The organism is Agromyces sp. NPDC058064 (assembly GCF_042885275.1).
Classification (GTDB): Bacteria; Actinomycetota; Actinomycetes; order Actinomycetales; family Microbacteriaceae; genus Agromyces.
Window position 1 is genome coordinate 905,890 of the sequence record NZ_JBHVSE010000001.1, and the last position, 26,240, is coordinate 932,129.

The 26,240-nt window shown below is 70.7% G+C and carries 25 protein-coding genes and 1 tRNA gene; 4 read left to right on the forward strand and 22 right to left on the reverse strand.

The window, feature by feature from the left end:
* Positions 1–108 precede the first annotated feature (108 nt).
* Positions 109–1,344: an extracellular solute-binding protein gene (locus tag ACFVSL_RS04190; RefSeq protein WP_386938753.1), complete on the reverse strand. Its 1,236-nt coding sequence runs from the start codon at positions 1,342–1,344 to the stop codon at positions 109–111.
* 242 nt (positions 1,345–1,586) lie between these two features.
* Between ACFVSL_RS04190 and ACFVSL_RS04195 the strand changes: the two genes are divergently transcribed.
* A complete protein-coding gene (locus tag ACFVSL_RS04195) occupies positions 1,587–3,278 on the forward strand; it encodes a glycoside hydrolase family 13 protein (protein ID WP_386938755.1) in 1,692 nt (563 codons plus the stop codon).
* 223 nt (positions 3,279–3,501) lie between these two features.
* Here the strand turns inward: ACFVSL_RS04195 and ACFVSL_RS04200 are convergent, their stop codons facing one another.
* The 7 genes from ACFVSL_RS04200 to ACFVSL_RS04230 form a co-directional block, all read right to left on the reverse strand.
* Positions 3,502–4,350, reverse strand: coding sequence for an endonuclease domain-containing protein (locus tag ACFVSL_RS04200; RefSeq protein WP_386938757.1), 849 nt, complete (start codon positions 4,348–4,350; stop codon positions 3,502–3,504).
* Positions 4,351–4,761: 411 nt separating this feature from the next.
* Positions 4,762–6,843 (reverse strand): M23 family metallopeptidase, encoded by a 2,082-nt coding sequence (locus ACFVSL_RS04205; protein WP_386938759.1) that lies wholly within the window; start codon positions 6,841–6,843, stop codon positions 4,762–4,764.
* 189 nt (positions 6,844–7,032) lie between these two features.
* A complete protein-coding gene (locus ACFVSL_RS04210) occupies positions 7,033–7,911 on the reverse strand; it encodes an inositol monophosphatase family protein (protein WP_386938761.1) in 879 nt (292 codons plus the stop codon).
* A 99-nt stretch (positions 7,912–8,010) separates the two neighbouring features.
* Positions 8,011–8,095 (reverse strand) — tRNA-Tyr (locus tag ACFVSL_RS04215).
* Between the two features lie 78 nt (positions 8,096–8,173).
* Positions 8,174–9,562, reverse strand: a complete 1,389-nt coding sequence (locus ACFVSL_RS04220; protein WP_386938762.1) for a hypothetical protein — start codon at positions 9,560–9,562, stop codon at positions 8,174–8,176.
* A gap of 51 nt (positions 9,563–9,613) precedes the next feature.
* Complete coding sequence (locus tag ACFVSL_RS04225) at positions 9,614–10,486, reverse strand: PH domain-containing protein (RefSeq protein ID WP_386938764.1); 873 nt, start codon at positions 10,484–10,486, stop codon at positions 9,614–9,616.
* A 12-nt stretch (positions 10,487–10,498) separates the two neighbouring features.
* A complete protein-coding gene (locus ACFVSL_RS04230; protein ID WP_386938766.1) occupies positions 10,499–10,663 on the reverse strand; it encodes a hypothetical protein in 165 nt (54 codons plus the stop codon).
* A gap of 163 nt (positions 10,664–10,826) precedes the next feature.
* On the opposite strand from ACFVSL_RS04230, the gene ACFVSL_RS04235 reads away from it, so the two are divergent.
* Positions 10,827–11,846, forward strand: a complete 1,020-nt coding sequence (locus tag ACFVSL_RS04235; RefSeq protein WP_386938768.1) for a LacI family DNA-binding transcriptional regulator — start codon at positions 10,827–10,829, stop codon at positions 11,844–11,846.
* A gap of 73 nt (positions 11,847–11,919) precedes the next feature.
* Entirely contained in the window at positions 11,920–12,408 is a 489-nt protein-coding gene (locus tag ACFVSL_RS04240) for a YajQ family cyclic di-GMP-binding protein (RefSeq protein WP_386938770.1), read from the forward strand.
* Positions 12,409–12,459: 51 nt separating this feature from the next.
* Here ACFVSL_RS04240 and ACFVSL_RS04245 read toward each other — a convergent pair whose 3' ends face one another.
* The 11 genes from ACFVSL_RS04245 to ACFVSL_RS04295 form a co-directional block, all read right to left on the reverse strand.
* Positions 12,460–12,882 carry a hypothetical protein gene (locus ACFVSL_RS04245; protein ID WP_386938772.1) on the reverse strand — a complete coding sequence of 141 codons (423 nt, stop codon included), beginning with the start codon at positions 12,880–12,882 and terminating at the stop codon, positions 12,460–12,462.
* Positions 12,879–13,913: an alpha/beta hydrolase gene (locus ACFVSL_RS04250; RefSeq protein ID WP_386938774.1), complete on the reverse strand. Its 1,035-nt coding sequence runs from the start codon at positions 13,911–13,913 to the stop codon at positions 12,879–12,881. Before ACFVSL_RS04250 ends, ACFVSL_RS04245 begins: the two co-directional genes overlap by 4 nt.
* Positions 13,914–13,984: 71 nt before the next feature.
* Positions 13,985–14,857, reverse strand: coding sequence for a type II secretion system F family protein (locus ACFVSL_RS04255; RefSeq protein WP_386938776.1), 873 nt, complete (start codon positions 14,855–14,857; stop codon positions 13,985–13,987).
* Complete coding sequence (locus ACFVSL_RS04260; RefSeq protein ID WP_386938777.1) at positions 14,857–15,813, reverse strand: type II secretion system F family protein; 957 nt, start codon at positions 15,811–15,813, stop codon at positions 14,857–14,859. The genes ACFVSL_RS04255 and ACFVSL_RS04260 overlap by 1 nt, the downstream gene beginning before the upstream one ends.
* A complete protein-coding gene (locus tag ACFVSL_RS04265; RefSeq protein WP_386938778.1) occupies positions 15,810–17,330 on the reverse strand; it encodes a CpaF family protein in 1,521 nt (506 codons plus the stop codon). Before ACFVSL_RS04265 ends, ACFVSL_RS04260 begins: the two co-directional genes overlap by 4 nt.
* Positions 17,317–18,684 carry a CpaE family protein gene (locus ACFVSL_RS04270; protein WP_386938779.1) on the reverse strand — a complete coding sequence of 456 codons (1,368 nt, stop codon included), beginning with the start codon at positions 18,682–18,684 and terminating at the stop codon, positions 17,317–17,319. The genes ACFVSL_RS04265 and ACFVSL_RS04270 overlap by 14 nt, the downstream gene beginning before the upstream one ends.
* The gene (locus tag ACFVSL_RS04275) at positions 18,681–19,439 is read right to left on the reverse strand and encodes a Flp pilus assembly protein CpaB (protein WP_386938781.1); all 759 of its coding nucleotides are present in this window, start codon (positions 19,437–19,439) and stop codon (positions 18,681–18,683) included. Before ACFVSL_RS04275 ends, ACFVSL_RS04270 begins: the two co-directional genes overlap by 4 nt.
* Positions 19,440–19,469: 30 nt before the next feature.
* Complete coding sequence (locus ACFVSL_RS04280) at positions 19,470–20,468, reverse strand: Tad domain-containing protein (protein WP_386938782.1); 999 nt, start codon at positions 20,466–20,468, stop codon at positions 19,470–19,472.
* Positions 20,469–20,503: 35 nt separating this feature from the next.
* Positions 20,504–20,914 (reverse strand): TadE/TadG family type IV pilus assembly protein, encoded by a 411-nt coding sequence (locus ACFVSL_RS04285; protein WP_386938783.1) that lies wholly within the window; start codon positions 20,912–20,914, stop codon positions 20,504–20,506.
* Between the two features lie 96 nt (positions 20,915–21,010).
* On the reverse strand, positions 21,011–21,229 hold the full coding sequence (locus ACFVSL_RS04290; protein ID WP_386938784.1) for a Flp family type IVb pilin: 219 nt from the start codon (positions 21,227–21,229) through the stop codon (positions 21,011–21,013).
* Between the two features lie 329 nt (positions 21,230–21,558).
* Entirely contained in the window at positions 21,559–22,218 is a 660-nt protein-coding gene (locus ACFVSL_RS04295) for a prepilin peptidase (RefSeq protein WP_386938785.1), read from the reverse strand.
* Between the two features lie 107 nt (positions 22,219–22,325).
* Between ACFVSL_RS04295 and ACFVSL_RS04300 the strand changes: the two genes are divergently transcribed.
* Positions 22,326–22,778, forward strand: coding sequence for an acetyltransferase (locus tag ACFVSL_RS04300; RefSeq protein WP_386938786.1), 453 nt, complete (start codon positions 22,326–22,328; stop codon positions 22,776–22,778).
* Positions 22,779–22,828: 50 nt separating this feature from the next.
* Here ACFVSL_RS04300 and ACFVSL_RS04305 read toward each other — a convergent pair whose 3' ends face one another.
* The 3 genes from ACFVSL_RS04305 to ACFVSL_RS04315 all read right to left on the reverse strand — a co-directional run bounded on the left by ACFVSL_RS04305 (position 22,829) and on the right by ACFVSL_RS04315 (position 26,198).
* Positions 22,829–24,211, reverse strand: a complete 1,383-nt coding sequence (locus ACFVSL_RS04305; protein ID WP_386938787.1) for an FAD-dependent oxidoreductase — start codon at positions 24,209–24,211, stop codon at positions 22,829–22,831.
* A 52-nt stretch (positions 24,212–24,263) separates the two neighbouring features.
* Entirely contained in the window at positions 24,264–25,391 is a 1,128-nt protein-coding gene (locus tag ACFVSL_RS04310) for a polyprenyl synthetase family protein (protein ID WP_386938789.1), read from the reverse strand.
* 87 nt (positions 25,392–25,478) lie between these two features.
* Positions 25,479–26,198 (reverse strand): class I SAM-dependent methyltransferase, encoded by a 720-nt coding sequence (locus ACFVSL_RS04315; protein ID WP_386938791.1) that lies wholly within the window; start codon positions 26,196–26,198, stop codon positions 25,479–25,481.
* Between the last annotated feature and the right edge of the window lie 42 nt (positions 26,199–26,240).

Sequence of the window (26,240 nt, forward strand, 5' to 3'; positions counted from 1 at the left end):
GGGTGGTCGAGTAGGCCCGCCAGGGCCGTATCGAGACCTGGTGACCAGGTCTCGATACGCGCTTCGCGCTACTCGACCACCGAGTCGACTACTCGGCCGCCGAACGGATCAACCTGCGTCGATCGCAGCCTGGACGTCGGCGGCGAGCTTCTGCCACGTGGCGACCGGGTCGGCACCGTTGATGATGTCGGCCTCGGCGATGCCCCAGTACTGCCACACCTTGCCCATGGCGGGGATGGCGGGCATCGGCACGGCGTCGGCGCCGACGGCGGCGAAGCCCTCGATGATGGGGTCGCTCGACGCGGTCTCGGCGGCGGCCGAGTTCGCGGGGAGGATGTTGCCGGCCTCGAACAGCTCGAGCTGCGTCTCCTCGCTGCCGAGGTAGTTCACGAGGAAGTCGTTCGCGGCGACCTTGTTCTTCGACTCGGCCGAGACGAAGAAGCCCTTGACGCCGGCGAACGGCTGGGTGGCCTCACCGGTGGGGCTCGGCGCCGGGTCGATCGCGACGTTGATGCCGGCGTCGACGGCCGCGCCGACGTTCCACGGGCCGGTCAGCCAGAAGGCCGACTTGCCGGTGAGGAAGCTGTCCTTCGCGATGTCGCCGTCGATGTCGGTGTTGAACGCCTTGGTGCCGTTCTTGCCCTGCGTGCCGAGCCAGGTGGCGAAGGCCTCGCCGCCGGCGTTGCCGAGCTGGAGGTCATCGGCGTTGTAGCCGTTCTCGTCGCTGCCGAAGACGGGAGCGCCGAACGCGGTCTGGAAGGGGTACAGGTGGTAGGGGTTGCCCTCGGCGCCCTGCTCGACGACGAACGGCTGGGTGAGGCCCGCCGCCGTGCCCTTGGCGAGCATGTCGTCGAAGCTCGTGGCGGCCTCGGGGATGAGGTCGGCGTTGCGGAGGACCGCGATGTTCTCGACCGCGTAGGGGAGCATGTAGGTCGTGCCGTCGTAGGTCGACGCGTCCACGGCCACCTGGAGGTAGTCGGCTGCCGAGTCGCCGAGCTCGATCGGGGCGACGACGCCGTTGGTCGAGAGCTCGCCCAGCCAGTCGTGGGCACCCATGGTGATGTCGGGGCCCTTGCCGGTCGGAACCTGCTGGATGAAGTCGTCCTTGATGTCGGCGTTGTCCTTGCCGACGAGCTTGACCTCGACGCCCGTCTCGTCGGAGTAGGCCTTGGCCGCGCCCTTCAGCGCGTCGACGCGCTCGGCGTCGACCCAGACGGTCAGCGTGCTGCTCGCGCTCGACTCCGTGTCGGAGCTGCCATCGGCACCGGCGCAACCGGCGAGACCGAGCGTCGCGACGACCGCGACCGCACCGGCCGCAAGGAGGCTCTTCCTGTTCACCCTCATTGGTGTGTCCTTCTCAGTGTGCGTGAGATCGGCGCCTTCGCCCGGTGGCTCGAAACGCGCACCCGCCCGAAAGGCCGTTCTTCCCTGTGTCGCTCGCGATTGCAAGCGATTACAGGTATACCCTGCTTTCCCTCTCTCGCCAAACTGGCGGAACTTGATCGATACCGGTTCGTGACCATCGCACATTCTGCGATTCCTGCAAGCGTTTCCACGGTGTATCAAGATGTCGTACAGTTTCCGTCATGACTTCCGAATGGTGGCGCACTGCCGCGATCTACCAGATCTACCCCCGCTCCTTCGCCGATGCGAACGGTGACGGCATGGGCGACCTGGCCGGCATCAGTGCCCGACTCGACGACCTCGCCGAGCTCGGCATCGACGCCATCTGGCTCTCGCCCTTCTACACCTCGCCGCAGCGCGACGCCGGCTACGACGTCGCCGACTACTGCGACATCGACCCGCTCTTCGGCACCCTCGCCGACTTCGACGGCATGGTCGCCGCGGCGCACGCCCGAGACATCCGCGTCATCGTCGACCTCGTGCCGAACCACTCGAGCGATCAGCACGACTGGTTCCAGGCCGCGCTCGCAGCGCCCGCCGGCAGCGCCGAGCGCGCCCGATACCTGTTCCGCGACGGCCGCGGCGAGGGCGGCGAGCTGCCCCCGAACAACTGGGAGTCGGTCTTCGGCGGCCCCGCCTGGACCCGCGTCACCGAGCCCGACGGCACGCCCGGCCAGTGGTTCCTGCACCTCTTCGACTCGTCGCAGCCCGACTTCGACTGGACGAACGAGGAGGTCCGCGAGGAGTTCCGCCGTATCCTCCGCTTCTGGCTCGACCGCGGCGTCGACGGCTTCCGGGTGGATGTCGCGCACGGCATGATCAAGGCCGAGGGCCTGCCCGACTGGACCCCGCCCGCCGAGGGCGGCAGCATGGGCGGCGCGGGCGGAGTCGGCGAGGCCGGCGTGCCCCTCGAACCGGCCATCTCGGACGAGCCCGGCGACGGCGCACCCTACTGGGGCCAGGACGGCGTGCACGAGATCTACCGCGACTGGCGCGCCCTGCTCGACACGTACCCGGGCGAGCGCATCCTCGCGGCCGAGGCGTGGGTCGACCCGCTCCCCCGCGTCGCGAAGTGGGTGCGCCCCGACGAGATGCACCAGGCTTTCAACTTCGCGTACCTCGAGACGCCGTGGAAGGCCGACGCCCTCCGCCGCGTCATCGACGACTCGATCGACGCCTTCGCGGCCGTCGGCGCGCCCTCGACGTGGGTGCTCTCGAACCACGACGTCGTGCGCCACGCCACCCGGCTCGCGCTCACCGAGCCCAACCCGCAGGGCCACGGCGTCGGCCCCCGCACCCCCGGCCTCGGCGACCCCGCGACCGGACTCCGCCGCGCCCGCGCCGCGACCGCGCTCATGCTCGCGCTGCCCGGCTCGGCCTACCTCTACCAGGGCGAGGAGCTCGGCCTGCCCGAGGTCATCGACCTGCCCGACGACGCCCGCCAGGACCCGACGTGGTTCCGCACGAACGGCGAGCGCTACGGCCGCGACGGATGCCGCGTGCCGCTGCCCTGGACGGCGTCCGCACCGTCGTACGGCTTCGGCCCCACGGATGCCGCGTGGCTCCCCCAGCCCGCATCGTGGGCCTCGTTCGCGCGCGACGCGCAGCGCGGGGTCGAGGGCTCGACGCTCTCGCTCTACCAGGCGCTCCTCGCCGGGCGCCGCGCGCACGGGCTCGCCTCGGGCTCGCTCGAGTGGCTCGCCGGCCCGGCGCCCGAGGTGCTGTCGTTCCGCAACGGCGACGTCGTCGTCGTGGCGAACACCGGCTCGGCGCCCGTGGCGCTGCCCGCGGGCGAGGTGCTGCTCGCGAGCGGGCCGCTCGGCGAGGCATCCGCCCTGCCCGGCGACACCACCGTCTGGCTGCGCGCCGCCTAACTGCTGGCCACCGTTCGAGGCCGGCTCGAGCAGGATGAGCCGACCGGCACCCCGGTCTCAGGGCGTACTGACCCGCTCATCCTGCTCAAGCCACCGCGCACGCACGCGCGCTCGCACCACCGCCCAGCCGCCCGACCCCGTGAACAGGACCACCCGCCCTGCACCCCCGTCTCGGGGCGAACTGACCCGCTCATCCTGCTCAAGCTCGCGCACGCCCCTGCGATCAGCGAGCGAGCGTCGCGACCGGAGGAACGTCATCATGCCGGTCGAGGCCGCGCAACGTGACACCGATCCCCGACGAGGGCGCTGAACTGCCACCCCACCGGTGCTCGCCCCGATCGACGAGCGCGAGAATGCCGCGGCTCGTCGTCTCCCACTCCTCCATGACCATGCGGTAACTCAACCGGAGTACCCGATAGCCCCGCATCGCGAGCTCGAAGTCGCGGCGGCGGTCGTTCTCGAACTCGGCGACGCCTGCGTGGAAGCGGGCGCCGTCGACCTCGACGACCAACCTGTCTCCCACGAGGAGGTCGACGCGACCGACGCCGGGGATCGAGACCTGCGTGCGATGCCTGATGTTGTGCGCGCGCAGCAGCAACCGCACCCGCGTCTCGAGACCAGACTCCGACCCGGGGGCGCACCGCACGAGTGTTCGATGAAACGCGGGACTCGCGATGGCTCGCACCTCCTCGAGGCCGACCAGCCTTCGCGCGAGCGCCGAGTCGATCGTCGCGATCGCGGCTTCGGGCGGCGCGCAGCGCAGCATCTCGGCGAGTGCGAGCGCCAGGCCGTCCCGTCCGCTGATGAGCTGCGGATCGGAGCGGTAGTGAACGCAGACCCCGTCGCCCGCTGCATCGAGCGGCACTGGGGCCCGACCGAGCGCCGGCACCCGCGGTGACTTCAGCCGGGCGGCCGTCCGAGGCACCCGCACGTGCAGACGCGCGTCGTCGTGCACCCAGAGCCCCTCGATCCGGGCGACGGATGCCGCGGTCGCGGCCCCGCCGACGCGAACCGCGCGGACGACCTCGTCAGGCGCATCGGGGACCGAATACCAACTCCGCCGAAGACGCACCAGGGCACCCTCGGCGGCAGCGGCGTGGACATGCTGCCGACGCAGACCCGCGGCGTCGAGAGCGCGAAGCGGCACGGCGCCGCCGTGGGCGCGGATCCATCGCGCGACCTGTCTCGACTCGTTCGACATGCGAAGAGCCTCTGCGAAGAGCGATGCCGCTCGTGGTCATCGGCGTGAACGGTGGAGACTCGCGCCGGTCGATCGCCTGGGGAGGAACGCCTGTGGTCCGCGTGCTCAGCGCAGCGACCCGTCGCCGAAGGACCGACCCGGCTTGAACAGGACCAGCCGGCGAGGTGCGCCGACTAGCAGGGTGCCGAGCGGCTGATCCTGCTCAACGCTGAGCCGACACCCGACTTCCCGGCACCGATCGCGCCTCCCAGCCACCAGCGCCCAGCGCCCGGCGCGAGCGCGTCAGTTGGTGTTGGCGTAGAGCCACTCGAGCGGGTCGACCCACTCGCCGTCCATGCCGCCGATGCGGATCTCGAAGTGCAGGTGCGGGCCGGTCGACATGCCGGTGTTGCCGGTCTCGCCGATGACGTCGCCGACCTCGACGGTGTCGCCGATCTCGAAGAGTCGTGATCCTTCGACCATGTGGGCGTAGACGCTCGTGATGGTCTGCCCGTCGATCTCGTGCTGGATCATCATGACCACGCCGAGCGAGCCGCCCGAGTCGGTCGACTCGACGACGACGCCGTCGGCGATCGACTGGATGTCGGCGCCGTAGCCGGGGTTGAAGTCCTGGCCGTGGTGGTCGCTCGAGCAGCCCGCGCAGTCGCGGTAGCCGAAGCGGTCGCCGATGTGCACGCCGACGGCGAAGGGCCACTGCACGGTGCCGGAGGGGTTGTTCGTGAAGGTCGCCTCGGGGCGGATGCCGGCCGCCTCGGCGTACTCCTCGATCGTCTGCGTCTTGTAGCCCTCGCTCTGCACGCCCTGCGCGAGCACGCCGTCGTTGATCTGCACGCGCTGGCCGTCGATCGTGGTCGTCGACATCTCCTCGAGCGCCATCGCCTGCACCTCGGCGGGCGTGAGCAGCGACAGCGACGGCACCGAGGTGGCGACGGCGAGCATCGCCGCGAAGCCCATCGCGATGACGCTGGCGATGCTGCGCGTGCTCTTGCGGGTGCGACGCTGGGCCGGCCGCGCCGGCTGCGGGGCGGATGCCGCGGGGCGGGCGTCGACCGCGACCTGCCGGCCGGTGGCGCGCGACGCGCCTGCGGCACGACGGGCGGATGCCGCGGGGTGCGCCTCGTGGCCCTCGGCGCCGCGCTGGCGACGAGCCGCGGGCGCTGCGGCGAACTTCTCGGCCTCGGCGCCTGCGGCGGCGATCATCGCGGCGAGGTCGTCGCTCTGCGCGGCGGCGCCGCGCGGGGCCAGGGGGATCTCGCTCGAAGCGGCGAGCAGCTCGGGCCCGGGCATCGGGACGACGATCGGCTCGGTGCGCGGCCCGGTGGCGGCTCCGGCGATGAGCGACGCGAAGTCGGCCGACGCCGAGGCGGCGGCGGACGCGGTGGCGGCTCCGCCGGTCAGCGGTGCGGAGGCGGCCGAACCCGCAGGGAGGGCGGCCGAACCCGAAGCTACGGCAGCGGTGCCGGCAGCCGCGACGCCGGCGGCAGCGGTGCCCGCGACGGCGGCAGCGCCACCTGCGGCGGACGCGCCTCGCCGCACCCCGCGGACCTCGGGCTGCGCCTTCGTTCCGAAGCGGCCCTTGGCGGCCTTCGCCGCCTGCTTCTCGGCCTTGCGGTCGCTGCGGGCCGAGCGGTCGGAACGACCCGACCGGCGGCCGGAGTCGGCGGCTTCGGTCTCGTCGTCGTCGCCGAGTCCGGCGAACAGGTCGTCGAACCCGGTGGTCTCGTTCGCGACGGGAGCAGCGGCACGAGCGGTGGAAGCAGCCGGCGCGACGCCGGGACGCTCGGCCGCCTGACCCCGCGCAGACATGGCGGAGGCCGAGCGGCGGTCGACCGGGTGGTCGATCGGCTCGGCCTCGAGGGGCGTTGCGGGGGTGGAGCGGCGGCGCGTCTGCTGGGCTTCGGCGACGGAGGACGAGGTCGGGGCGTTCGAGCCCGAGAACAACTCGTCGAAGCTGGGATGCGACGGCCGAGGCGCCGCGACCGGCTGAGCCGCGGCGACAGGCTGGGCCGCCGCCTGCTGCGCGACCGGATGATGGGCGGGGGCCGGAGAGCTCGGCCACGCGGGCTGGGCGGGCGCCTGCGGCTGCCACTGCCCCTGCCACTGCGCCTGCCCCTGCGGCATCGGTGCCGACTGGACCGGCGCCTGCGCCTGCGCCGGCGCCTGCTGCACCCACGAGGCGGGCGCCGAGGCATCCGCCGGGGGGAACTGCGCGTGCGCCTGAGGCCCGCCGTTCGCGAGCTCGGCCCGCCGTGCCGCCTCGGTCTCGAGCTCGCGCAGCTCGCGACGGGTCAGGGGTCGCTCGGGCCGCACTTCAGGGCGGGTGCCAGGCGTTGATCCGTCGGGCACGAGGGGGGACTCGAGCACGTGTAGGGGGCTTTCGGCGTCGGGGGCGAGAGTTCTGTCAGGGAGGTACTCATCACGACGCTCGCGCCGAGATAACAGGTTGATAAAGAGTACCCGGAATCAGCGATGAACGCCACGCGAAACCACGGGATCCGTCGGATGAACGGTCGATGGATGCCGGTGTGCCGCGTGATCCCGGGCGACGCGCCGTCAGACTCCCTCGCCGGCATCTGCGAGCGCGGCGACGAGCTCCTCGTAGAGGCCGGGTGCGGCGGCGACCACGAGTTCCTCGTCGGCGCGTCCGCCGCGTGGGCCGCCGACCCGCGCACCGGCCTCGCTGAGGATGAGCGCGCCGGCCGCGTGATCCCAGGGGGCGAGCCCGCGCTCGTAGAAGGCGTCGAGCCGGCCGGACGCGAGCGCGCACATCTCGAGCGCCGCCGAGCCGTTGCGCCGCACGTCGCGCACGCGCGGCAGCACCCCGAGCAGCACCTCGGCCTGCTCACGGCGACGCTCGGCGGCGTAGCCGAAGCCGGTGCCGACGAGCGCGCGCCCGAGCGGCACCCCGGTGTTGACGTGCAGCACCTGCGGCGCGTCGGGCCCGGCGCCGGCACCCGCGCCCGCACCCGGGACGCCCCCACCGCTCACCCGCGCTCCCCCGCCGGCGCTCGCCTCGAAGACCTCGCCCGTCGACGCGTTCACGACGACCCCGACGAGCGCGTGCCAGCTGGTCGGGTCGGCCGGGCCCTCGACGACGGCGATGCTGACCGCCCAGCTCGGCAGACCGTAGAGGAAGTTCACGGTGCCGTCGATCGGATCGACGACCCAGGTGAGCCCGCTCGCGCCGATCCGCGCGGTGTCCTCCTCGCCGAGGATGCCGTCGTCGGGCCGCGCGGCGAGGATGCGCTCGCGGATGAGCGCCTCGGTGTCGCGATCGGTCGCCGTGACGACGTCGGTCGGCGTGGACTTCGTCGCCGCGACCTCGACGCCTGCGCGGCGGGCCGCGGCCGCGAACTGCGCGGCTTCCACGGCGATGTCGCGAGCGAGCGCGAGCAGTTGATCGAGGTCGACGGATGCCACGTGCCCGGTCATGCCCTCAAGCTAGCGCGGCCCGTGGCCCGGCGCACCCGTGCCGCAAGCCGAGCACCCGCCCCGAGAAACACGAAAACCCCGGCGAACCGGGGCTTTCACTGGTGGCGAGTGAGGGATTCGAACCCCCGAATGCTGAGCAGTCTGATTTACAGTCAGATCCCTTTGGCCGCTTGGGTAACTCGCCGTCGCACCCGACCACGTTCTGCACACAACCGGGGGCCTGTCAAGGATACCCGCCGATGCCGCGTGGCGGAAATCGAGCTCAGGAGCCGCTCCCCGGGTCGCTCGGCGGACCGCTCCGAGGCTCGCCCTGCGGGCCCGCCGGGGGCCCGTCGACCGGCGGCGTGCCGGGCGCGGCGCGGCGCCGCCGGACCGCCGCGTAGATCACGGCGGCGGCACCCGCGAGCAGCACGCCCGCGGCGAGCGCGATGAACGGCGCGATGTTCGCGCCCGACTCGGCGAGCTCGCCGGTCGATGCCGGCGCGGGCGACGCGAGGCCGGGCGACGCGGGCGGCGAGGCCGGCGGCGACGCGGGCGGCGAGGCCGGCGGCGACGCGGGCGGCGAGGACGGCACCACCACGGGCGCGACCGTGATGGGCGGCACCTCGACGCCGGCCTGCGAGCCGTCGACGGTCACGGGGTCGGGCGCCGTGTACCCGGCCGGCGGCACGACGACGAGCGTGTACTCCTCGGCCTGCGGGAGCTCGACGGTGAAGTCGCCGTTCTCGTCGACCGGCACCTGCAGCTCGTCGCCGTTGACGTCGCGCACCGGCTGCCCGTCGGCGTCGTCGACCTCGACGACCGTTCCCGGCGGCGGAGGCGCGCCGCCGTCGAGCGCGATGGACCCGGTGATCGTGGTCTTCGCCGCGGCGGCCGCGAGCCACAGCTGGTACGACGGCGAGCCGTTGACCGCCCCGTAGAGCAGCTCGATGCGGCGCACCGCCGGGTCGGGCCGGAATCCGAGGTAGGCGCCCGAGGTGTCGTCGAAGTTGCCGACGACCGTGCCCGGCACGAAGGTGATGCCGTAGTCGGGCAGCGTGCCCGCCGCGACCCAGCGCGGCACGTCGGTGAACGGCCCCGGGCCGACGCACGTGCTCGGCTTCGGCGAGCCGGCGGCGCAGGAGTTCCCGGGCGTCATCGCGCCGAGCGCGTCGACCGGCAGCTGCACGCCCGCGTCGTCGAACGCGGTCACGAAGACCCAGTCGGCGTCGACGTCGCCGAGGGCGAAGCCCCAGTCGTCGCCACGTGTTGCCCCGAGGTCGACGACGGTGCGCGACGGGGGCGGGTCGTCGACGGCGGGCGGGGTCGGAGCCAGCGCACCGGTCTTGGGCCTGATCGTGAGGTAGGGCTGGAGCCGGCTCGATCCGTACTCGGCGCCGAAGTCGGTCGACGCGTTGAGGAACGCGCTCGCACCCGACGCCTCGGTCAGGGTGATCGAGTCGCTCGTGACGCTGATCGGCCCGGCGAACCCGGTCGAGGGCGGAAGCATCCCGCTCGCGGTGAACACGCCCGCCGAACCGGCGACCGCCCAGTCGGCGTACGCGCCGATCTCGGTCGCCGGATCCACGGCGCTCGCGGGCGCGGCAGCGCCGACGAGCACGAGCCCGATGATCCCGATTCCCCCTGCGAGCGACTTCCGTCGATTCGACATTCCGTCATGCTCGCACACCGATCGGGCGAGCGATACCCCGGGACGCCGGCCTCAGTTCGACGAGCGCCACCACGGCATCTCGGCCGTGTCGCTGCGGTCGCGGTCGCCGTCGCCGTCGACCGGGGCAGCCCCGGAGCGAGCGGCCTGCTGCCGCTCGTCGTGCGTCGAGATCCAGCCCTGGTGCCCCTGCGGCGCGGTCGCCTGCACGGGAACGGGTTCGGTGATCGGCTCGCGGGTGTCGCCCCCGGCACGCACGCCCCCGCCGCGCCCGCCCGCGTCGCCGCGGGCGTACTGCGCGCGGTCCCACTCCTCGCGGGCGCGGGCGCGCTCGTCGAGGGCGGCCTGCTCGGCGCGCGCCCGCTCGGCGCGCTCGCGCGAGATGCGGGCCGGCTCCGAGCGGCGCTCCTCGGTCGTGGGACGACCGCCGCCGCCCCGCAGGCCCGCGCGCTGGATGACGCGCTGGATCGTGAGTCCGCGCTCGTTCGGCGAGGCCACGAAGCGGATCTCGCGGAGGCCCTGGTCCTGCGCGGCCGACTCGAAGATGAAGTGGCCGTAGTTGAAGATGCGGCCGAGGAGCGGCTTGTGCACCGAGATGTCGAGGATTCGGGCGATCGGCATCGTCGCGATGCGCTGCGAGAGGATGCCGTGCACCCGGAACACGCGCATGTTGGTGATGACGAAGCGGTCCATGCGGCGCTGCAGGATGCGCCAGCCGCCGTGGATCACGAGGAAGAGCGAGAGGAAGAACGGCAGCCAGTACAGCTGCGACGGCAGCCACGCCAGCAGGAACAGCACGGGCACGGCCGCGAGCATCTCGAGCGCGGCGAACACGTTCGACGCCCAGTGCTTGTGCACCTCGTCGATGACCACTTCACCGTCGTCGGCGATGAGGTGCCGCTCGATGTGCGGATCGAACAGGCTCACGGCGCGCTCCGGCTATGACGCGAGCGAGGTGAAGAACGTGACGACGGAGCCGGCGGCGTTGAACACGGCATCGATCGCGCCCTGCACGGCGTTCGCGGCGTCTTCGGGCCGGGTGATCAGGTAGAAGGCGGCGAAGACCACGACGAGGCCCAGGACGATGCGCTTGACCCACTTCACGGTAGAGGTTCCCTTCGAGTGACGGATGGGCATGCCAACCACCCCTTGGGCAGACCCTGACCAAGGCATTCTTCCCTGAACCCGGCGTTCGGGACAACGCGCCGCGCCGCACTCGGGCGGGTGCGAACGGTAGGATTCCAACCGATTACGGGGAATGAGGGCCATGGCCGGCATCGAAGAGGTCGCGAAGCTCGCGGGGGTCTCGACCGCGACGGTCTCGCGCGCGCTCAGCGGCCGCGGCCACGTCTCGCCGGGTTCGAAGGCCAAGGTGCAGGATGCCGCGGCCCGCCTCGGCTACGTCGTCTCCTCGAACGCCTCCTCCCTGGCATCCGGGCGCACCCGCAACATCGGCGTGGTCGTGCCGTTCCTCAACCGCTGGTTCTTCTCCTCGGTGCTCGAGGGCGCCCAGCAGGCGCTGCTGCGCCGCGGCTACGACCTCACCCTCTACAACCTCTCGGGCGACGGGCAGGAGCGCTCGAGCGTGTTCGAGCACTTCCTGCTGCGCCAGCGCGTCGACGCGGTCATCGCCGTCTCGCTCGAGCTCACCGAGCCCGAGGTCGCCCGGCTGCACGAGCTCGGCAAGCCGCTCGTCGGCGTCGGCGGCCCGATCCCCGGCGTGCGCACGCTCACGATCGACGACGCGGCCGTCGCGCGCCTCGCCACCGAGCACCTCATCGGCCTCGGCCACCGCCGCATCGCGCACATCGGCGGCGACCTCGAGTTCGACGTCGACTTCCACCTGCCGACGAACCGCCGCCTCGGCTACGAGGGCGCGCTCCGCGACGCCGGCATCGAGCCCGACTCGCGCCTCTTCGCCCCGGCCGACTTCACCATCCGCGGCGGGTTCCACGCGACGAAGCAGCTGCTCGGCGCCCCGCACGACCGCCCGACGGCGATCTTCGCCGCCTCCGACGAGATGGCGATCGGCTCGATCCTCGCCGCCCGCGAGCTCGGCCTCGTCGTGCCGCGCGACGTCTCGATCGTGGGCATCGACGACCACGACCTCTCCGACTTCTTCGGCCTCACCACCGTCGCCCAGTTCCCCCGTCTCCAGGGCGAGAAGGCGGTCGACGTCCTGATGGACGAGCTCGAGCCCGCCGTCGGCGAGACGCCCCGGCCGGCGGCGACCCAGCTCCCCTACGAGCTCCGCGTCCGCTCCTCCACGGCCCGTCCGCCCGAATGAGGGCGACGGATGCCCCGGCGCGCGCGCCGTGGCATCCGGTCGTCTGATTTCGCGCCTCGGTAGACTGGTTCGCATGGCAGATTCAACGTTCGACATCGTGAGCAAGGTCGACCACATGGAGGCCGAGAACGCCGTCAACCAGGCGCGCAAGGAGGTCGAGCAGCGTTACGACTTCAAGAACGTGGGCGCCTCGGTCGAGTGGAGCGGCGAGAAGGTGCTCCTGAAGGCGCAGACCGAGGAGCGGGTCAAGGCCGTGCTCGAGGTCGTCGAGTCGAAGTTCATCAAGCGCGGCATCACGCTGCGCGCGCTCGACACGGGTGAGCCCTACGCGTCGGGCAAGGAGTTCCGCATCGAGATCGCCATGAAGAACGGCATCGACAGCGAGAACGCGAAGAAGATCTCGAAGATCATCCGCGACGAGGCGCCGAAGAGCGTCAAGAGCCAGATCCAGGGCGACGAGCTGCGCGTCTCGTCGAAGAGCCGCGACGACCTGCAGGCGACGATGGCGCTGCTCAAGGGCAAAGACCTGGATGTCGCGCTGCAGTTCACGAACTTCCGCTGAGCGGAGCGACGCACCTCGACGAGCGCGGTCCGGGCTTCGGCCCGACCGCGCTCAGCCGTCGGTCTCGACGTCGAGCGGCGGCATGACGGCGTCGGCCTGGCGCACGACGAAGACGATGCCGACGACCGCGGCGATCACGCCGATCGGGAAGAGCAGCTGCGGTATCGCGCCGTAGTCGGGCACGAGTTCGCTGACGGCGACGAGCACGCCGGGCGTCACGGCGAGCAGGGCGCCCCACCAGCGGCGGCTCAAGATCCAGCCGGCGATGAAGACGGCCAGCGAGAGCGCCAGCCCAGCGACGAGCCAGGGCATCGCGCGCTCCCGGGCGGCGACGGCCTCGTAGTAGACGAAGCGGAGGAACGTCTCGTACAGCCAGATGCCGAGGAAGACCATCGCCGTCAGCGCGGCCGGCACCCAGACGAAGAGTCCGACGGCGGTCGGCCAGACGAGGCGACGACGCGGGCGGGTCGTCATCTCGGGCCGTACCCTCGCAGCCAGCGGGTGATGTCGGCGTAGGCCTGCGAGCGCGCCGGCTCGTGCGACAGGAAGACGTCGTGCAGGGCGCCGTCGATGCGCGCCACCGTCACCGACGGCCCGATCCTCAGCGAGCGTTCCGCGATCTCGTCGACGACGAGCACGCTGTCGCTCGAACGCATCGCGTCGTCCCAGCGGGCGAGGATGGTCGATCGCGCCGAGAGCAGCGTCAACACGGGCGCACCGACGTCGACGCGCGACTCGATCGTCGCGTGCCCCGCGAGGATCGCCATGAGCCAGGCCGGCGACGTCGCGAACCCCCGATCGGGTCGCCAGGCGTGGTCGTAGTCCCACTCGCCGCCCTGCTCACGGCAGACGGCGCGCGTGTAGAAGCCGAGGTCGACGTTCGGCAGCGGCGCGAGCGGGTGCACGCGAGCGCCGAGCTCCATCATCGGGGCGAGCGCCTGCCGGCCGACCTTGCTCAGCTGGAACTCGAGCCACGGGCTGTTGAGCACGAGCGCCGCCGCGCGACCCCTGTGGCGCGCGGCCCAGAGCGAGAGCGTGAGCCCGCCGGTCGAGTGCCCGAGCAGGATCAGCGGGCGGCCCGAGGGCGGGCCCGAGGCATCCGGCTGCCCCATCGCGGCGAGCGCGGCCGCGATGTCGGCGTCGTAGGTGGCGAGATCGGCCACGAAGCCGGGCGTCTGGCCAGGCCGCAGGCTGCGGCCGTACTTGCGCAGGTCGAGCGCGTAGAAACGGGCGCCGAGCCCGGCCCAGTACTCGGCGAGCTCGCGGTTGAAGAAGTAGTCGCTCCAGCCGTGCACGTAGAGCACGTCGGTTCCGGATGCCGCGCCGCGCGTGAACCGCGGCCGCCACCCCGGGCGGTACCGCACGAGGGTCGCGACGACGTCGCCCTCGTCGTCGTCGCCGAGCGGGAGGGTGAGCTGCTCGAAGCGGTCGCCGAGGATGTCGGGGCGCCAGGTCTGCGGCTGGGCGGGATCAGCATGGCGCACGCTCGCTTCGGTCTCCCCCACGCCGCCTCCCCTCGTCGCGAGGCCAGCCTATCGAGGCACCCTCCGCGAACGGCGCGATCTCGATGCTTCGATCAGGGTGCCTGCACGGTGAACGCGTTGATGATGCCGATCACGCCGGGCGTCATCACGACGATCATGAGCACCGGAAGCAGGCAGAACACCAGCGGGAACAGGATCTTGACCGTCACCTTCTGAGCCTGTTCCTCGGCGCGCTGACGACGCTTCAATCGCATCTCACCGGCCTGCACCCGCAGCACGTCGCCGAGCGCGATGCCGTACGCGTCGGCCTGGACGACGGCGCGCACGAACCTGCGGAGGTCGGGCGAGTTCGTGCGGGCTTCGAGCTCGAGAAACGCGTCCCGGCGGGTCCGGCCGATCGACATGTCCTGCAGCACGCGGATCAACTCCTCGGCGAGCGGGCCGTGGCCGTTCCGCGCCGCCTTCGCCATCGCGGCATCGAATCCGAGGCCCGCCTCCACCGCGATCGTCATCTGGTCGAGCGTGTCGGGCAGGGTGTTCCTGATCGCCTCCTGCCGATCGTGCGCACGGCTGTTGATGAGCACGTCGGGGAGGAAGAACAGGAGGATCGTCGCAAAGGCGGCGAGCAGGATCTTGATCGGCTGCACACCACCCGAGATGGTGAAGAGGATGCCGAACACCGCTCCGACGGTGCCGAGCACGAGCTTCCACGTGATGATGCCGCTGAGGGTCCAGCCGGTCGGTCGGCCGGCGAAGAGGATCTGTTTCTCGATCCAGCCGATGTACCCGCGCGGTGCCGCGGCGACGAGTGAGGCGCCGATGGTACCGCGCTGCACCGGCTCCTCGACCGGGCCGTCGCCGACCGCCTCCGCCTTGGGCTTGCGCGCCGGGAAGAGCAGGAACACGAAGAGCCCGAACGCGATCGCCGTGAGGAGCGCGACGCCCAGCATCACCCAGCCCAGCATCAGAACTTCACCTTCACCGTGAACGCGATCCAGATCGTGCCGACGATCAGCAGGATCCCGGCGATGATCAACGCGATGATCCCGTAGACGCTCGTGAAGAACACCGACAGGTAGTTCGGCTGCGTGATCAGCAGGAAGAGGAACACACCGATGGGGAGGCCCACGAGCACGATCGCCGAGAGCCGACCCTCGGCGCTGAGCGCCTTGACGTGGCGCCTGATCTGGTTGCGCTCGCGGATCGTGCGACCCACCTGGTCGAGCACCTCGGCGAGGTTGCCGCCCGTCTCCTGGTTGATGGCGATCGCCTGCGCCACCCACTCGAAGTCGGCGCTCTTCATGCGGTGCGCGGTGTTCGTGAGCGCCTCGGCGAGGTTCCGCCCGAGGCGGGTCTCGTTGACGACCCGAGCGAGCTCCTCGCTCGTGGGCTCCTCGGCCTCGGCCGCGACGGCGCCGATCGTGCGGTTGAGCCCGTGCCCGGCTCGAAGCCCACCGGCCATCATCTGCACGGTGTCGTCGACCTGGTCGGCGAACTTCGACTGCCGCTGCGAGGTCCTGATGACGAGCACGAGCTTCGCGAGGAACGGCGTCGCCGCACCGAACAGGATCGCCAGGATGAACCAGGTGCCGTTGGCGATACCGAGCAGCACCCCGATGAGCGTCATCACGCTCGTGGCCGACACGACGAGGACGAGGAACCCCGAACGATCGGTCTTCACCCCGGCCAGTTCGAGTGCCTCGGGACTGAACATGCCGCCCGAACGGTTGGCCGTCGCCGACTCGATCGCCGCGGTCGTGCGGTCGGTGAGCTTCGTCAGCGTCGACACGTGTTGCTCGCCCGGTGCGAGTCGACGGTCGCGCGATACCCGCGGTGCCTGCGGTGCGATCACGAAGAGCACGAGCACGACCAGCGCGAGGAGGCAGATCGCCACCCCGGCCACAAAGAACACCGGGTTCATCGGATCTCTCCGAGCATCTCGCGGGGCACGACCTGGAAGAGCGACATCGGGAGCGAGATCCCATGATCGGCGATGCGCTCTGCGAAGCGCGGCCGCACGCCGGTCGCCTCGATGCGGCCCTTCAGCCGACCGTCCTCGTCGTAGCCCGCCGAGTAGTCGAAGCTGAACGCGTCCTGCAGGGTGATCACCTCACCCTCCATGCCGTGCACCTCCGTCACGCTCGTGATGCGCCGCACGCCGTCCTTGTGGCGGGAGATCTGCACGATGATGTCGATCGCCGACGAGATCTGCTCGCGGATCGCGCGGAGCGGCAACTCCATACCCGCCATCAGCACGAGCGTCTCCATGCGCGAGATCGCGTCGCGCGGCGAGTTGGCGTGCAGCGTCGAGATCGACCCCTCATGGCCGGTGTTCATGGCCTGGAGCATGTCGAGCGACTCGGCCCCACGGACCTCACCGACGACGATGCGGTCGGGGCGCATGCGCAGCGAGTTGCGCACGAGGTCGCGGATCGTGATCTCGCCGCGCCCCTCGATGTTCGGCGGGCGGGACTCGAGGCGCACGACGTGCTCCTGCTGGAGTTGCAGCTCGACCGCGTCCTCGATGGTGATGATGCGCTCGTCGCCGGGGATGAAGGCGGAGAGCACGTTGAGCAGCGTCGTCTTTCCGGTGCCGGTACCGCCCGACACCAGGATGTTGAGCTTCGCGCGCACCGCGGCATCGAGCACGGTGGCGACCTCTCGCGTGAGGCTGCCGAACCCGATCAGGTCGTTGACGGTGTACGGGGTGCCCGCGAACTTTCGGATCGTCAGCGACGCCCCGTCGACCGCCAGCGGCGGGATGATCGCGTTCACGCGGGACCCGTCGTCGAGGCGCGCATCGACGAGCGGCGACGACTCGTCGATGCGGCGGCCGACCCGCGCGACGATGCGCTCGATGACGCGACGCAGCTGCGGCTCACCGGTGAATCGGTGGGGGGTCTCCTGCAGGCGGCCGTTCCGCTCGACGTACAGCCGGTCGAAGCGATTGACCATGATCTCGCTCACGCTCGGGTCGGCCAGCAGCGGCTCGAGCGGTCCGTACCCGAGCACGTCGGCGCCGATGTCGTCGATGAGGCGATTGCGCTCGGCCGTCGAGAGCGCGAGCTGTTCGCCCGCCACGATCTCGGCGAGCTCGGCACGCGCGAGGACGTGCAGCTGCTCTTCCGTCATCGCCGGGTCGTTCAGGCGGGAGCCGATGCGCCCGAAGAGCTCCTCGGCGGCCTTCTCCTTGACGGCGGCGAGCGGGTCGACCGAGCCCACAGGTCGCGCCTGGGGAGCTTTCGGCGTGGCGGGCGCCTTGAACAGCGGCTGCTGCACGTCATCGACGGCCCGCTCGGCCGACTCGACTGCCGGGGACGCGTTTTCAGGACTCTCAGGGGAAACTGGCTCGGTTGGGATGCGAGGGACGGTCGGCGCAAAGGGGTCGGCAGCCTCGCGCTCGGCGCGGAGCGCGTTCAGACGCTCATTCAGGTTCATTCGTTCGCCGCCTTCTCTGGATCTTGCTGCGCTTCGGGAACGCCTCGGGTGCGATGCGGAGCACGATCGACCGGATCGCCTTCGCCGCCGGGTCGCGCACGTCATCGTGGATGAGCGGCACGCCCTTGTTCGACGCGAACAGCACCGCAGACGACTTGGGCACCTCGATGTCGACCGGGGCGCCGATGATGTTCTCGACGTCCTTGATCGTGAGCCCGCTGTTCTTGTCGGTCTGGTTCACCACGACGTGCCGGTTGCCGGGCATGAGCCCGATCTTGGTGAGCAGCTCGAATTCGGTGCGCGTTGCACGCAGGCTCGGCACGCCCATGTTCGTGACGAAGACGGCGTCGGTGACGTGCTCGAGCGTGATGAGGGTGTGCTCGCCGAGTCCGGGCGTCGTGTCGATGATGACGTAGCGGAACGTCGCGCGGAGTCGGTCGATGAGCTCGGCGAGCGCCGCCGGTGCGACCTGGTCGCCGAGCTCGGGCGACGGTGCGCTCGCGACGACGAAGAAGCCGTCGTCGTGGTGCGTGAGCGTGGTCTTCAGCACGAGCTCATCGGCTGCGGTGTCCGCGACCGCGTCGACGATCGTGCGCTCGGGCTCGAGCGCGAGCGCCGCGGTGATGTCGCCGAACTGCAGGTCGGCGTCGACGAGCACCACCGAGTTCGGCGCGATCTCGGCGAGGCCGGTCGCGAGGTTGATCGCGATGGTCGTCTTGCCCTGGCCGCCCTTCGGGGCGACGACCGCGATCGCCTCGGTCGGCACCCCGGCCTCGATCGGCGGAAACTCCCACTCGGGTGCCGCCGGCTCGGGCTCGGGCTCGGGCTCGGGCTCGACGAGCTCCTCCGTTTCGATGGCAGGCTCATCCGCGACCAGGTCGAAGTCGGCGGGCTCCAGGTCGACGAACGGCATGTCGTCGATCTCGAGCGCAGGCGGTGCGTCGAAGTCGTGCGCCTCCGCGTGGCCGTTCGCAACGAGCCAGGCAGCCAGGCGATCGAGGAGTGCGAGGGTCGTCTCGTCGGTCGCATCGGGGTTGAGCACCGCGTGCAGCGCGAGCTCGTCGACCCAGTCCTCGAGATCGGAACGCTGCTCGCGAACGACGATCAGGCCGAGCGAGGGATGCTTCGCCGTGAGCGCCTCGACAAGCCCTTTCGTCTCCTCGTAGTTGAGCACCGGGCCGAGCAGCGCGATCCGCGGTCGCTCGGGCACCCGGGTCACGACCGCCTCCGGGCCGAAGGTCAGGAACTCCCCTGGCACCACGGTCAGTCGCTCGCCGAGCACCGACCGGAGTCGGGTCTCGTACTCGGCCGAGCGGCTGACCAGCAGGAAGGGCGGCGTAGCCACGGGGATCACCCGAAGATGTTCTCGCCGGAGCGGGGCGTCGAGCCGCCCGGGTCTGCCGTCTCGGGCTCGAGCGTCAGCCAGATGCCGCCGTTGCCGTCCAGCTGCTGTTCTGCGCCGTAGACGAGCTTCTCGACCTGCGGGGTCGTCGCCGCGATCGTGACGAGGAAGGTGTTGACCATCTGCGGCGAGTTGCTCTCGTCCTCGTCGTCGTTGACCGCGACGTCGGCGCCCGCGACGATCCTCGTGACCAGCATGCGATGGAAGATGAACTGCGTGATCGCCTTGTCTTCGTTGGCGAACTCCGACTCCGTGCTCGTCGTGTAGACGACGCCGACAGTGCTTCCGGGCTGCACCGCGCCACCGACCATCCGGTCCGCGGGCACCGTGATCGTGACCTCCTGCATGCCGTCGGGCACCGGCACCTCGCCGCGAGCGGCGAGCTCGAGCGGATCGATGAATCGCGCCTCGGAGAGCTGCTCGCCGGGGAGCAGATCGGCATCCGCGACGAGGCCGTCGAGCACCGACAGGTCCGTCACCACGCCCTCGACGAGATTGCGAACGGGAACGGTGTCGAGTTTGACGAAATCGCCCACCACCTCGCCGGCGGTACCCTTCGGAATGGTCTCCTGCACGACGTAGACGTTCTGCAGCTCGGCACCCTGCGCCGCCCGCACGTCGGCGCCACGGACGTAGATGACGAGGGCGAACGCGCCGACGATCGCGAGGATGAGGGCGACGATCGCCCCGATGATTCGGGTCTTCATGGCTGCGTGCTTTCGGTAGGGCGGATGAGGTCAGTCAAGCAGTCCGGCGAGCTCGTCGGGAGTAATGATCATGCGCACGACGCTGAGGCCCTCGCTGTCACCGTCGCCGAGTTCGAAGGCCTCGTCGACAGAGACGTACTTCACGAAGTACCCCTGGAGGCCACGGCAGCTTCCCGTGCATCGCGGAGCAGTGGAATCCACATAGGTGCTCGGACCGCTCAACTTGAACCCCGTGAGCACGAACGCGGCGAACTTCTCGATGTGGAAGCAGATGATGCCTCCGCGAGAGTCGTCGGGCTCGGAGCACGACGTGTTGATCTTCTTGAACGAGTCGTAGATCGGGATGAGTACGGTGCTGTCGAGACGCAACGCGAGGTCGGTCTCGGGGTCACCGCTGCCGACGTCGCAACCGCTCTTGCTGAGGTTGTTGCCGCGATCGGCCTTGTGCCAGATGGATCCGGCGGTGAGGTCGATGTCGGCTGCGCACTCGACGGCGTCGAGCCACCCGAACCCACCCGGAGAGTACGTCGGGTCGCAGCCGCTCCGCGCTTCGGTGTTGTACTGGACGAGGATCTTGGTCGGCGTGGCGTCGGGATCGATCGGCGGGAAGTCGTCGAACTCGCAAGCACCGATCGCAAGCGGGAGGGTGCTCCCGGCCACGGGAGTCCCGTATTCGGCGGAGCCCGAGGCCCAGACCGTCTCAGAGCCGGGCCCGTCGATCACGCTGGCGAGGTAGTGCTCGACGTCGGCCTCTGCCGTGACGGTCACGATGTTTCCTGCGGTGTCGATGCTGGGGGCGTTCGCGGTGGGGTCGTACGGCAGTGTGGCGTTGCCGTCGACGTACTCCTGCGCCTTCGTCGTCGCACCGCTGGAGCAGGTCGTCTCATCCTTCGCACAGGATGCGGCGAGCGCCATCGCGGCGCCGTCGACGCCGTTCTGCAACTGAGCACGCTCGGAGACGAGCGCGCCGACGTCGACAGCGATCGCACCCGCTCCGATCAGCGGGACGAGCATGACCGCGACGAGCACGGCCGATGCGCCACGTTCACGACGCAGCTTCCGAATCAACCGCCGCATATCATCTGCCCCGTTCCCGTGATCACGAAGTCGTCGCCCGTCACCAGATCCCAGAATCCCGGAACGATGAACGAGGTGCTGTAACTGACGGTGGCCGTCACCGGGTCGCCCGGGTTGTCCTCGCAGGAGGTGAGGTCGATCGCGACGTCGGCGGTCGTCAGCGCGGGGTTCAGCACACCCGCCGTCGCCGCAACGCCGGCGCTCTTGGCTGTACCGGGATCATCCTCGATCGCCATCACGCGCACCGCTTCTCGGGCGGCGTTCGAGACGACGAGTTGGATGTTGAAGAGCCGGCCGAACTCGAAGATGCCGAGCAGCACGAGGAGCAGCAGCGGCAGTACGAGCGCGAACTCGACGGCCGCTGCTCCTCGCTCGTTGCGACGCTTGCGCTCGTTCACTTCTCACCTCTGAAACGTGTATCGCTGGGGAACCGTCGCGATCGACGGTCCCCCAGCGTGACGCCGGCCGCTTCGCCGGCAGATCTCAGGAGCGGATTACGGGGTGCCGCCGCCGCCACCGCCACCGGTGCCGCCGAGCGCCGCGGCGATCGCGTCGAAGATCGCGTCGAGGTTGGTGCCGACGAGGGTGACGGCCGCGATGATCACGACGGCGATGAGGGCGACGATGAGTCCGTATTCGACGGCGGTCGCGCCCTCTTCCTCGGAGCGGAGGCTCTCGAGGTGTGCACGTGCTCGCGTGAATGCCTTGAGCATGGTGAATCCTTCGGGTAAGTAGGGACACTTCACCACCCCGAAGGATGGCTGGTGCCGCATGTGGGTACATGCGGTGACATGAAGGTATCCACCGTGTTCGGGGTCACCTATGCCCCACTTTGGGGGAGGCATCCGGCCTGGAACGCAACGATTGGCACAGATCGGCTGTTTTCCGCGCAAGAGACCGCATCTTGCCCCCCAGTTTGGGGGTTTTTCGGGGTACACGATTGGGGTACACGCGTACCCTGCGATCGGGGTACAGGTGTACCCCGATCTCGAAGGGGCCCCGCCGGCTCGTTCGCCGACATTCCCCCGAAGGCACCCGGGACTCAGCCCACCGGCCCCGCCAACATCACCGCCACGAGCGCCCCCGCGAGCATCGACGGCCCGAACGGGATCGACCCCCGCAGCGTCACCCGTTTGCGCGCGAGCGCGACGAGCGACGCGAGCCCCCCGATCACGAAGGCGGCGAGCAGGGCGACGAGCCAGGGCGACAGCCCGAACCATCCGGCGAGCAGCCCGATCACGAGCGCGAGCTTCACGTCGCCCATTCCCATCGACGACGGCGAGATGAGGGCGAGCACGAAGTACACGGCGAACATCGCCGCGGCGCCCGCGAGCGCCCAGACGAGTCGCATCCACTCCCCCGCCGCCCAGGTCGCCGGCACCAGCAGCACCGCGACCGCGGCGAGGGCCGGAAACACCACCGCGTTCGGCAGCCGCTTCTCGACGAGGTCGACGATGGAGAGCACCGTCGCGCAGGCGGCGAACGCGAGCAGCGCCGGCAGCAGCCAGTCGAGGCCGAAGCGCAGCCCGAGCAGGCCGAAGGTCGCCGCGGTCGTCACGGCGGCGGCGATGCGCAGGGTGGTGCGCCGAGGCATCCGCTCGCCCGTGATCGAGTGCGCCGACCACGCGGCCAACGGCCACCAGCCGATCGCGAAGCCGGCCACCGCGAGGGTGAGCGCGGTCAGCGGCACGAGCATCGGCATGCTGAGCAGCGTAGCGCCGACGGGACGCGCAGCGGCGGCGCCGTGCACAGGGCCGTCGAGCGGAGCCCGGTAGGATGACGGGTTCGCACCACCCGAGGAGATCCCCCGTGCCCGAACTGCGCATCCGCCCGTCGATCGGCGTCGCCGAGTACCCGGCGCTCGTCGCCATCTGGCGCGGGGCGGTCGACGCGACGCACGGCTTCCTCACCGAGGCGGATCGCGACGAGATCGAGGCGCATCTCGCGACCGACTACTTCCCCGCCGTCGCGCTCTCGGTCGCGGAGCTCGACGGCGAGCCCGTCGGCTTCGCCGGCACGCTCGACGGTGGTCTCGAGATGCTGTTCGTCAACGCCGACCGCCGGGGCGGCGGAATCGGCTCGGCGCTCCTCGCCCACGCGATCGCCGAGCACGGCGTGACCCGCGTCGACGTCAACGAGCAGAACGACGCGGCCACCGGCTTCTACCTCCGCCACGGGTTCGAGGTCGCCGGTCGCAGCGAGACCGACGAGGCGGGTCGGCCGTACCCCCTGCTGCATCTGCGGCTCAGCGCCTCGCGCTGAGGGCTGAGTCGGTCTCGATACGCTTCGCTACTCGACCTCCGGGGGCCGCGCTACGCAACCTCGCCGCGCGAGATGTCGACCATCTCGTCGCGGGGCACGACCTTGATGCGCACGCGCCCCTCGGCCTGGCCGAGCTCCTGCTCGTGCCCGTCGAGGCGGTGCCAGCCGTCGAGGTCGGTCCAGCGGATTCCGCGCGACTCGAGCAGCTCGACGACCGACTCCTCCGACGGCGACTCGGGGCGCCACCAGTTGCCGAGGTCGTTGATGACGTGCTTGATCGTCTCCATCGCGTCCGACTTGGTGTGGCCGATCAGGCCGACCGGGCCGCGCTTGATCCAGCCGGTCGCGTAGACGCCGTACATCTGGCGCGACTCGCCCGTCTGCTTGTCGCGCATGAGCACCTGGCCCTCGTGGTTCGGGATGACGCCGAACTTCTTGTCGAAGGGGATTCCGGGCAGCGGCGAGCCGAAGTACCCGACCGCGCGGTACACGGCCTGGATCGGCAGCTCGCGGATCTCGCCGGTGCCGACGACCCCGCCGGCGCCGTCGGACTCGGTGCGCTCCCAGCGGATGCCGCCGACGTGCCCGTCGCCGTCGTCGACGATCTCGAGCGGCTTCGCGAAGAAGTGCAGGTGCAGGCGGCGCGAGGCCTGGCCGACCTCGCGCTGGCGCCACTGGTTCAGCACCTTGTCGATGACGAAGACCTGCTTGTTGCCCGACACCGCCGCGCGGGCCGCGTCGTCGTAGTCGAAGTCCTCGTCGTAGACGATCATGTCGACGTCGCGCAGCTCGCCCAGCTCGCGCAGCTCGAGCGGCGTGAACTTCACCGAGGTCGGGCCGCGACGGCCGAACACGTGCACGTCGGTCACGGGCGAGGCCGCGAGGCCGGCCGCGACGTTCGCGGGGATCTCGGTCGGCATCAGGTCTTCGACGTGCTTCGCGAGGATGCGCGAGACGTCGAGCGCCACGTTGCCATTGCCGATCACGGCGACCTCGCGGGCCTCGAGCGGCCACGTGCGCGGGAAGTCGGGGTGCCCGTCGAACCAGCTCACGAACTCGGCGGCCCCGTACGAGCCCTCGAGCTCGATGCCCGGGATGTTCAGCGAGGCATCCTTCACCGCACCGGTCGCGAAGATGACCGCGTTGTAGTGCTTCTTGAGGTCGTCGAGCGTGATGTCCTCACCGAAGCGCACGTTGCCGAAGATGCGGATGTCGCCGCGGTCGAGCACCTCGCGAAGCGCCGTGATGATGCCCTTGATGCGCGGGTGGTCGGGGGCGACGCCGTAGCGCACGAGCCCGTAGGGCGCGGGGAGGTGGTCGAACAGGTCGATCGACACGTCGAAGTTGCGCTCGGCCTTCAGCAGGATGTCGGCGGCGTAGATTCCGGCGGGGCCCGCCCCGACGATCGCCAGTCGCAGCTTGTTCCTCGTCACAACTCTCCTCGCATTCGAAACTCGGAGACGGCGGGCGCGGTCGGCGCCGCCGTCAGCTCTGCCGCTCGACGATCGTCTCGGCGAACCGCGTGAGCGCCTTCTTCACACTTCCTTCGGGCAGCGGGGCGAGCGCCGCGACCGCCTCGGCGGCCCAGCGGTGCGCCTCGGCGAGCGTCGCCTTCGTGGCCTCGTGCTCGCGCAGCTCGGCGACGATCGCGTCGACCGTCGCACGCGACGGCACGATGCGCGAGGCGAGCGTGTTCGTGTCGAGCGGGTCGCCGAGGTCGGCGGTCGCCGCGGTCACGGTGATCACGTCGCGCTCGATGCGCGCGAGCAGGTCGGCGGATGCCTCGTCGGTCTTCGCCATCTCGGCGAGACGCAGGAGCGGCAGCGTGACGACGCCGGCGCGCAGGTCGGTGCCGGGCACCTTGCCGGTCTCCTCGGGCTGCGGAGACAGGTCGATCACGTCGTCGATGAGCTGGAACGCGACGCCGATCTTCTCGCCGAACTCGACGATGGGCGCCTCGTAGGCGGGATCGGCGCCCGAGAACACGACGCCCGATTGCGCGGCCGCCGCGATGAGCGAGCCGGTCTTGTCGGCGAGCACCTGGATGTAGTGCTCGATCGGGTCGTCGGCCTCGGTCGGGCCGACCGTCTCGTGCAGCTGGCCGAGCACGAGGCGCTCGAAGGTGTCGGCCTGCATGCGGATCGCGCGCTCGCCGAGGCTCGCCATGAGCTGGCTCGCACGCGCGAAGAGCAGGTCGCCCGTGAGGATGGCGACGGAGTTGCCCCACACCGCGTGCGCTGCGGGCACTCCGCGGCGGCGGTCGGAGTCGTCCATGACGTCGTCGTGGTACAGCGAGCCCAGGTGCGTGATCTCGATCGCCTCTGCGGCGGTGATCACGTCGTCGGTCGCGCCGGCGCCGAGCTGCGCGGTGAGCAGCGTCAGCATCGGGCGCACCCGCTTGCCGCCGGCCTCGAGCAGATAGCGCGTCGAGACGTCGGCGATGGAGTCGGCGAACTGCACCTCGCGGACGAGGCCGGACTCGACGCGTTCGATGCCGGCGTCGATCGCCCGGGCCATCGCCTTGTCTGCCGCGGACGCGAAGACGCGCTCGCTCAGACCCAGGTTGGCGGCGAGCGCGGAGCCGCGACGGGCGACCGGGTGGCTCGGATTCACGTCTCCCAGCCTACCCGTGCGCGCATGCGCGCCCGTGTCAGCGACGGCGAACGGATGTCGCGTGGTTCGCCCTGCCGGCGGTCGGGGCTACTCGACCACCGGCTGGAGCGGCTTGCGCCCGCGGTGCAGCGCGACGACGCCCATCGTGAGATTGCGCCACGCGACGTCGGCGTAGCCGGCCTCGCGGATCCACGCGGCGAGCTCGGGCTGCTTCGGCCACGCGTTGATCGACTCGTTGAGGTACTCGTAGGCCGTGTCGTTCGAGCTCGAGAGCTTCACGAGCGGCGGCATCACGTACCGCTGGTACACGCCGTAGCCGAACTGCACGAACTGCGTCGGCGGGGTCGAGAACTCGCAGATCACGAGCCGGCCCCCGGGCTTCGTCACGCGGAAGAACTCGGCGATCGCCTGTCTGGGCTCGTTCACGTTGCGCAGGCCGAACGAGATGGTCACGGCGTCGAAGGAGTCGTCGTCGAAGGGGAGCTTCGTGGCGTCGGCCTCGACGAAGACCAGGTTGGGCACGTGCGCCTGCCTGCGGCGACCGACCTCGATCATGCCCGGCGAGAAGTCGGCGGCGACGACCGAGGCGCCCGACTTCGCGAGGCTCGCGCTCGAGGTGCCCGTGCCGGCGGCGACGTCGAGGATGCGCTCGCCCGGCTTCGGGTCGACCGCGCGCGTGGTCGCGACGCGCCAGAGCGGGGCGTTGCCGACCGAGAGCACGTTGTTGGTGCGGTCGTACGCGGCGGCGACGCGATCGAACATCGCCGACACCTCGCGGGGGTCCTTGCCGAGGTCTGCGCGGGTCATCCTCCGATTCTACCGGCGGGCGCCCTGCACCGGACCGGTCGT

Excerpts from the sequence above, each read along its gene's own strand:
- ACFVSL_RS04190 (WP_386938753.1), bottom strand. The coding sequence starts at position 1,344 with ATGAGGGTGAACAGGAAGAGCCTCCTTGCGGCCGGTGCGGTCGCGGTC.
- ACFVSL_RS04195 (WP_386938755.1), top strand. The coding sequence starts at position 1,587 with ATGACTTCCGAATGGTGGCGCACTGCCGCGATCTACCAGATCTACCCC.
- ACFVSL_RS04210 (WP_386938761.1), bottom strand. The coding sequence starts at position 7,911 with ATGACCGGGCACGTGGCATCCGTCGACCTCGATCAACTGCTCGCGCTC.
- ACFVSL_RS04220 (WP_386938762.1), bottom strand. The coding sequence starts at position 9,562 with ATGTCGAATCGACGGAAGTCGCTCGCAGGGGGAATCGGGATCATCGGG.
- ACFVSL_RS04235 (WP_386938768.1), top strand. The coding sequence starts at position 10,827 with ATGGCCGGCATCGAAGAGGTCGCGAAGCTCGCGGGGGTCTCGACCGCG.
- ACFVSL_RS04240 (WP_386938770.1), top strand. The coding sequence starts at position 11,920 with ATGGCAGATTCAACGTTCGACATCGTGAGCAAGGTCGACCACATGGAG.
- ACFVSL_RS04245 (WP_386938772.1), bottom strand. The coding sequence starts at position 12,882 with ATGACGACCCGCCCGCGTCGTCGCCTCGTCTGGCCGACCGCCGTCGGA.
- ACFVSL_RS04255 (WP_386938776.1), bottom strand. The coding sequence starts at position 14,857 with ATGCTGGGCTGGGTGATGCTGGGCGTCGCGCTCCTCACGGCGATCGCG.
- ACFVSL_RS04260 (WP_386938777.1), bottom strand. The coding sequence starts at position 15,813 with ATGAACCCGGTGTTCTTTGTGGCCGGGGTGGCGATCTGCCTCCTCGCG.
- ACFVSL_RS04265 (WP_386938778.1), bottom strand. The coding sequence starts at position 17,330 with ATGAACCTGAATGAGCGTCTGAACGCGCTCCGCGCCGAGCGCGAGGCT.
- ACFVSL_RS04275 (WP_386938781.1), bottom strand. The coding sequence starts at position 19,439 with ATGAAGACCCGAATCATCGGGGCGATCGTCGCCCTCATCCTCGCGATC.
- ACFVSL_RS04290 (WP_386938784.1), bottom strand. The coding sequence starts at position 21,229 with ATGCTCAAGGCATTCACGCGAGCACGTGCACACCTCGAGAGCCTCCGC.
- ACFVSL_RS04295 (WP_386938785.1), bottom strand. The coding sequence starts at position 22,218 with ATGCCGATGCTCGTGCCGCTGACCGCGCTCACCCTCGCGGTGGCCGGC.
- ACFVSL_RS04315 (WP_386938791.1), bottom strand. The coding sequence starts at position 26,198 with ATGACCCGCGCAGACCTCGGCAAGGACCCCCGCGAGGTGTCGGCGATG.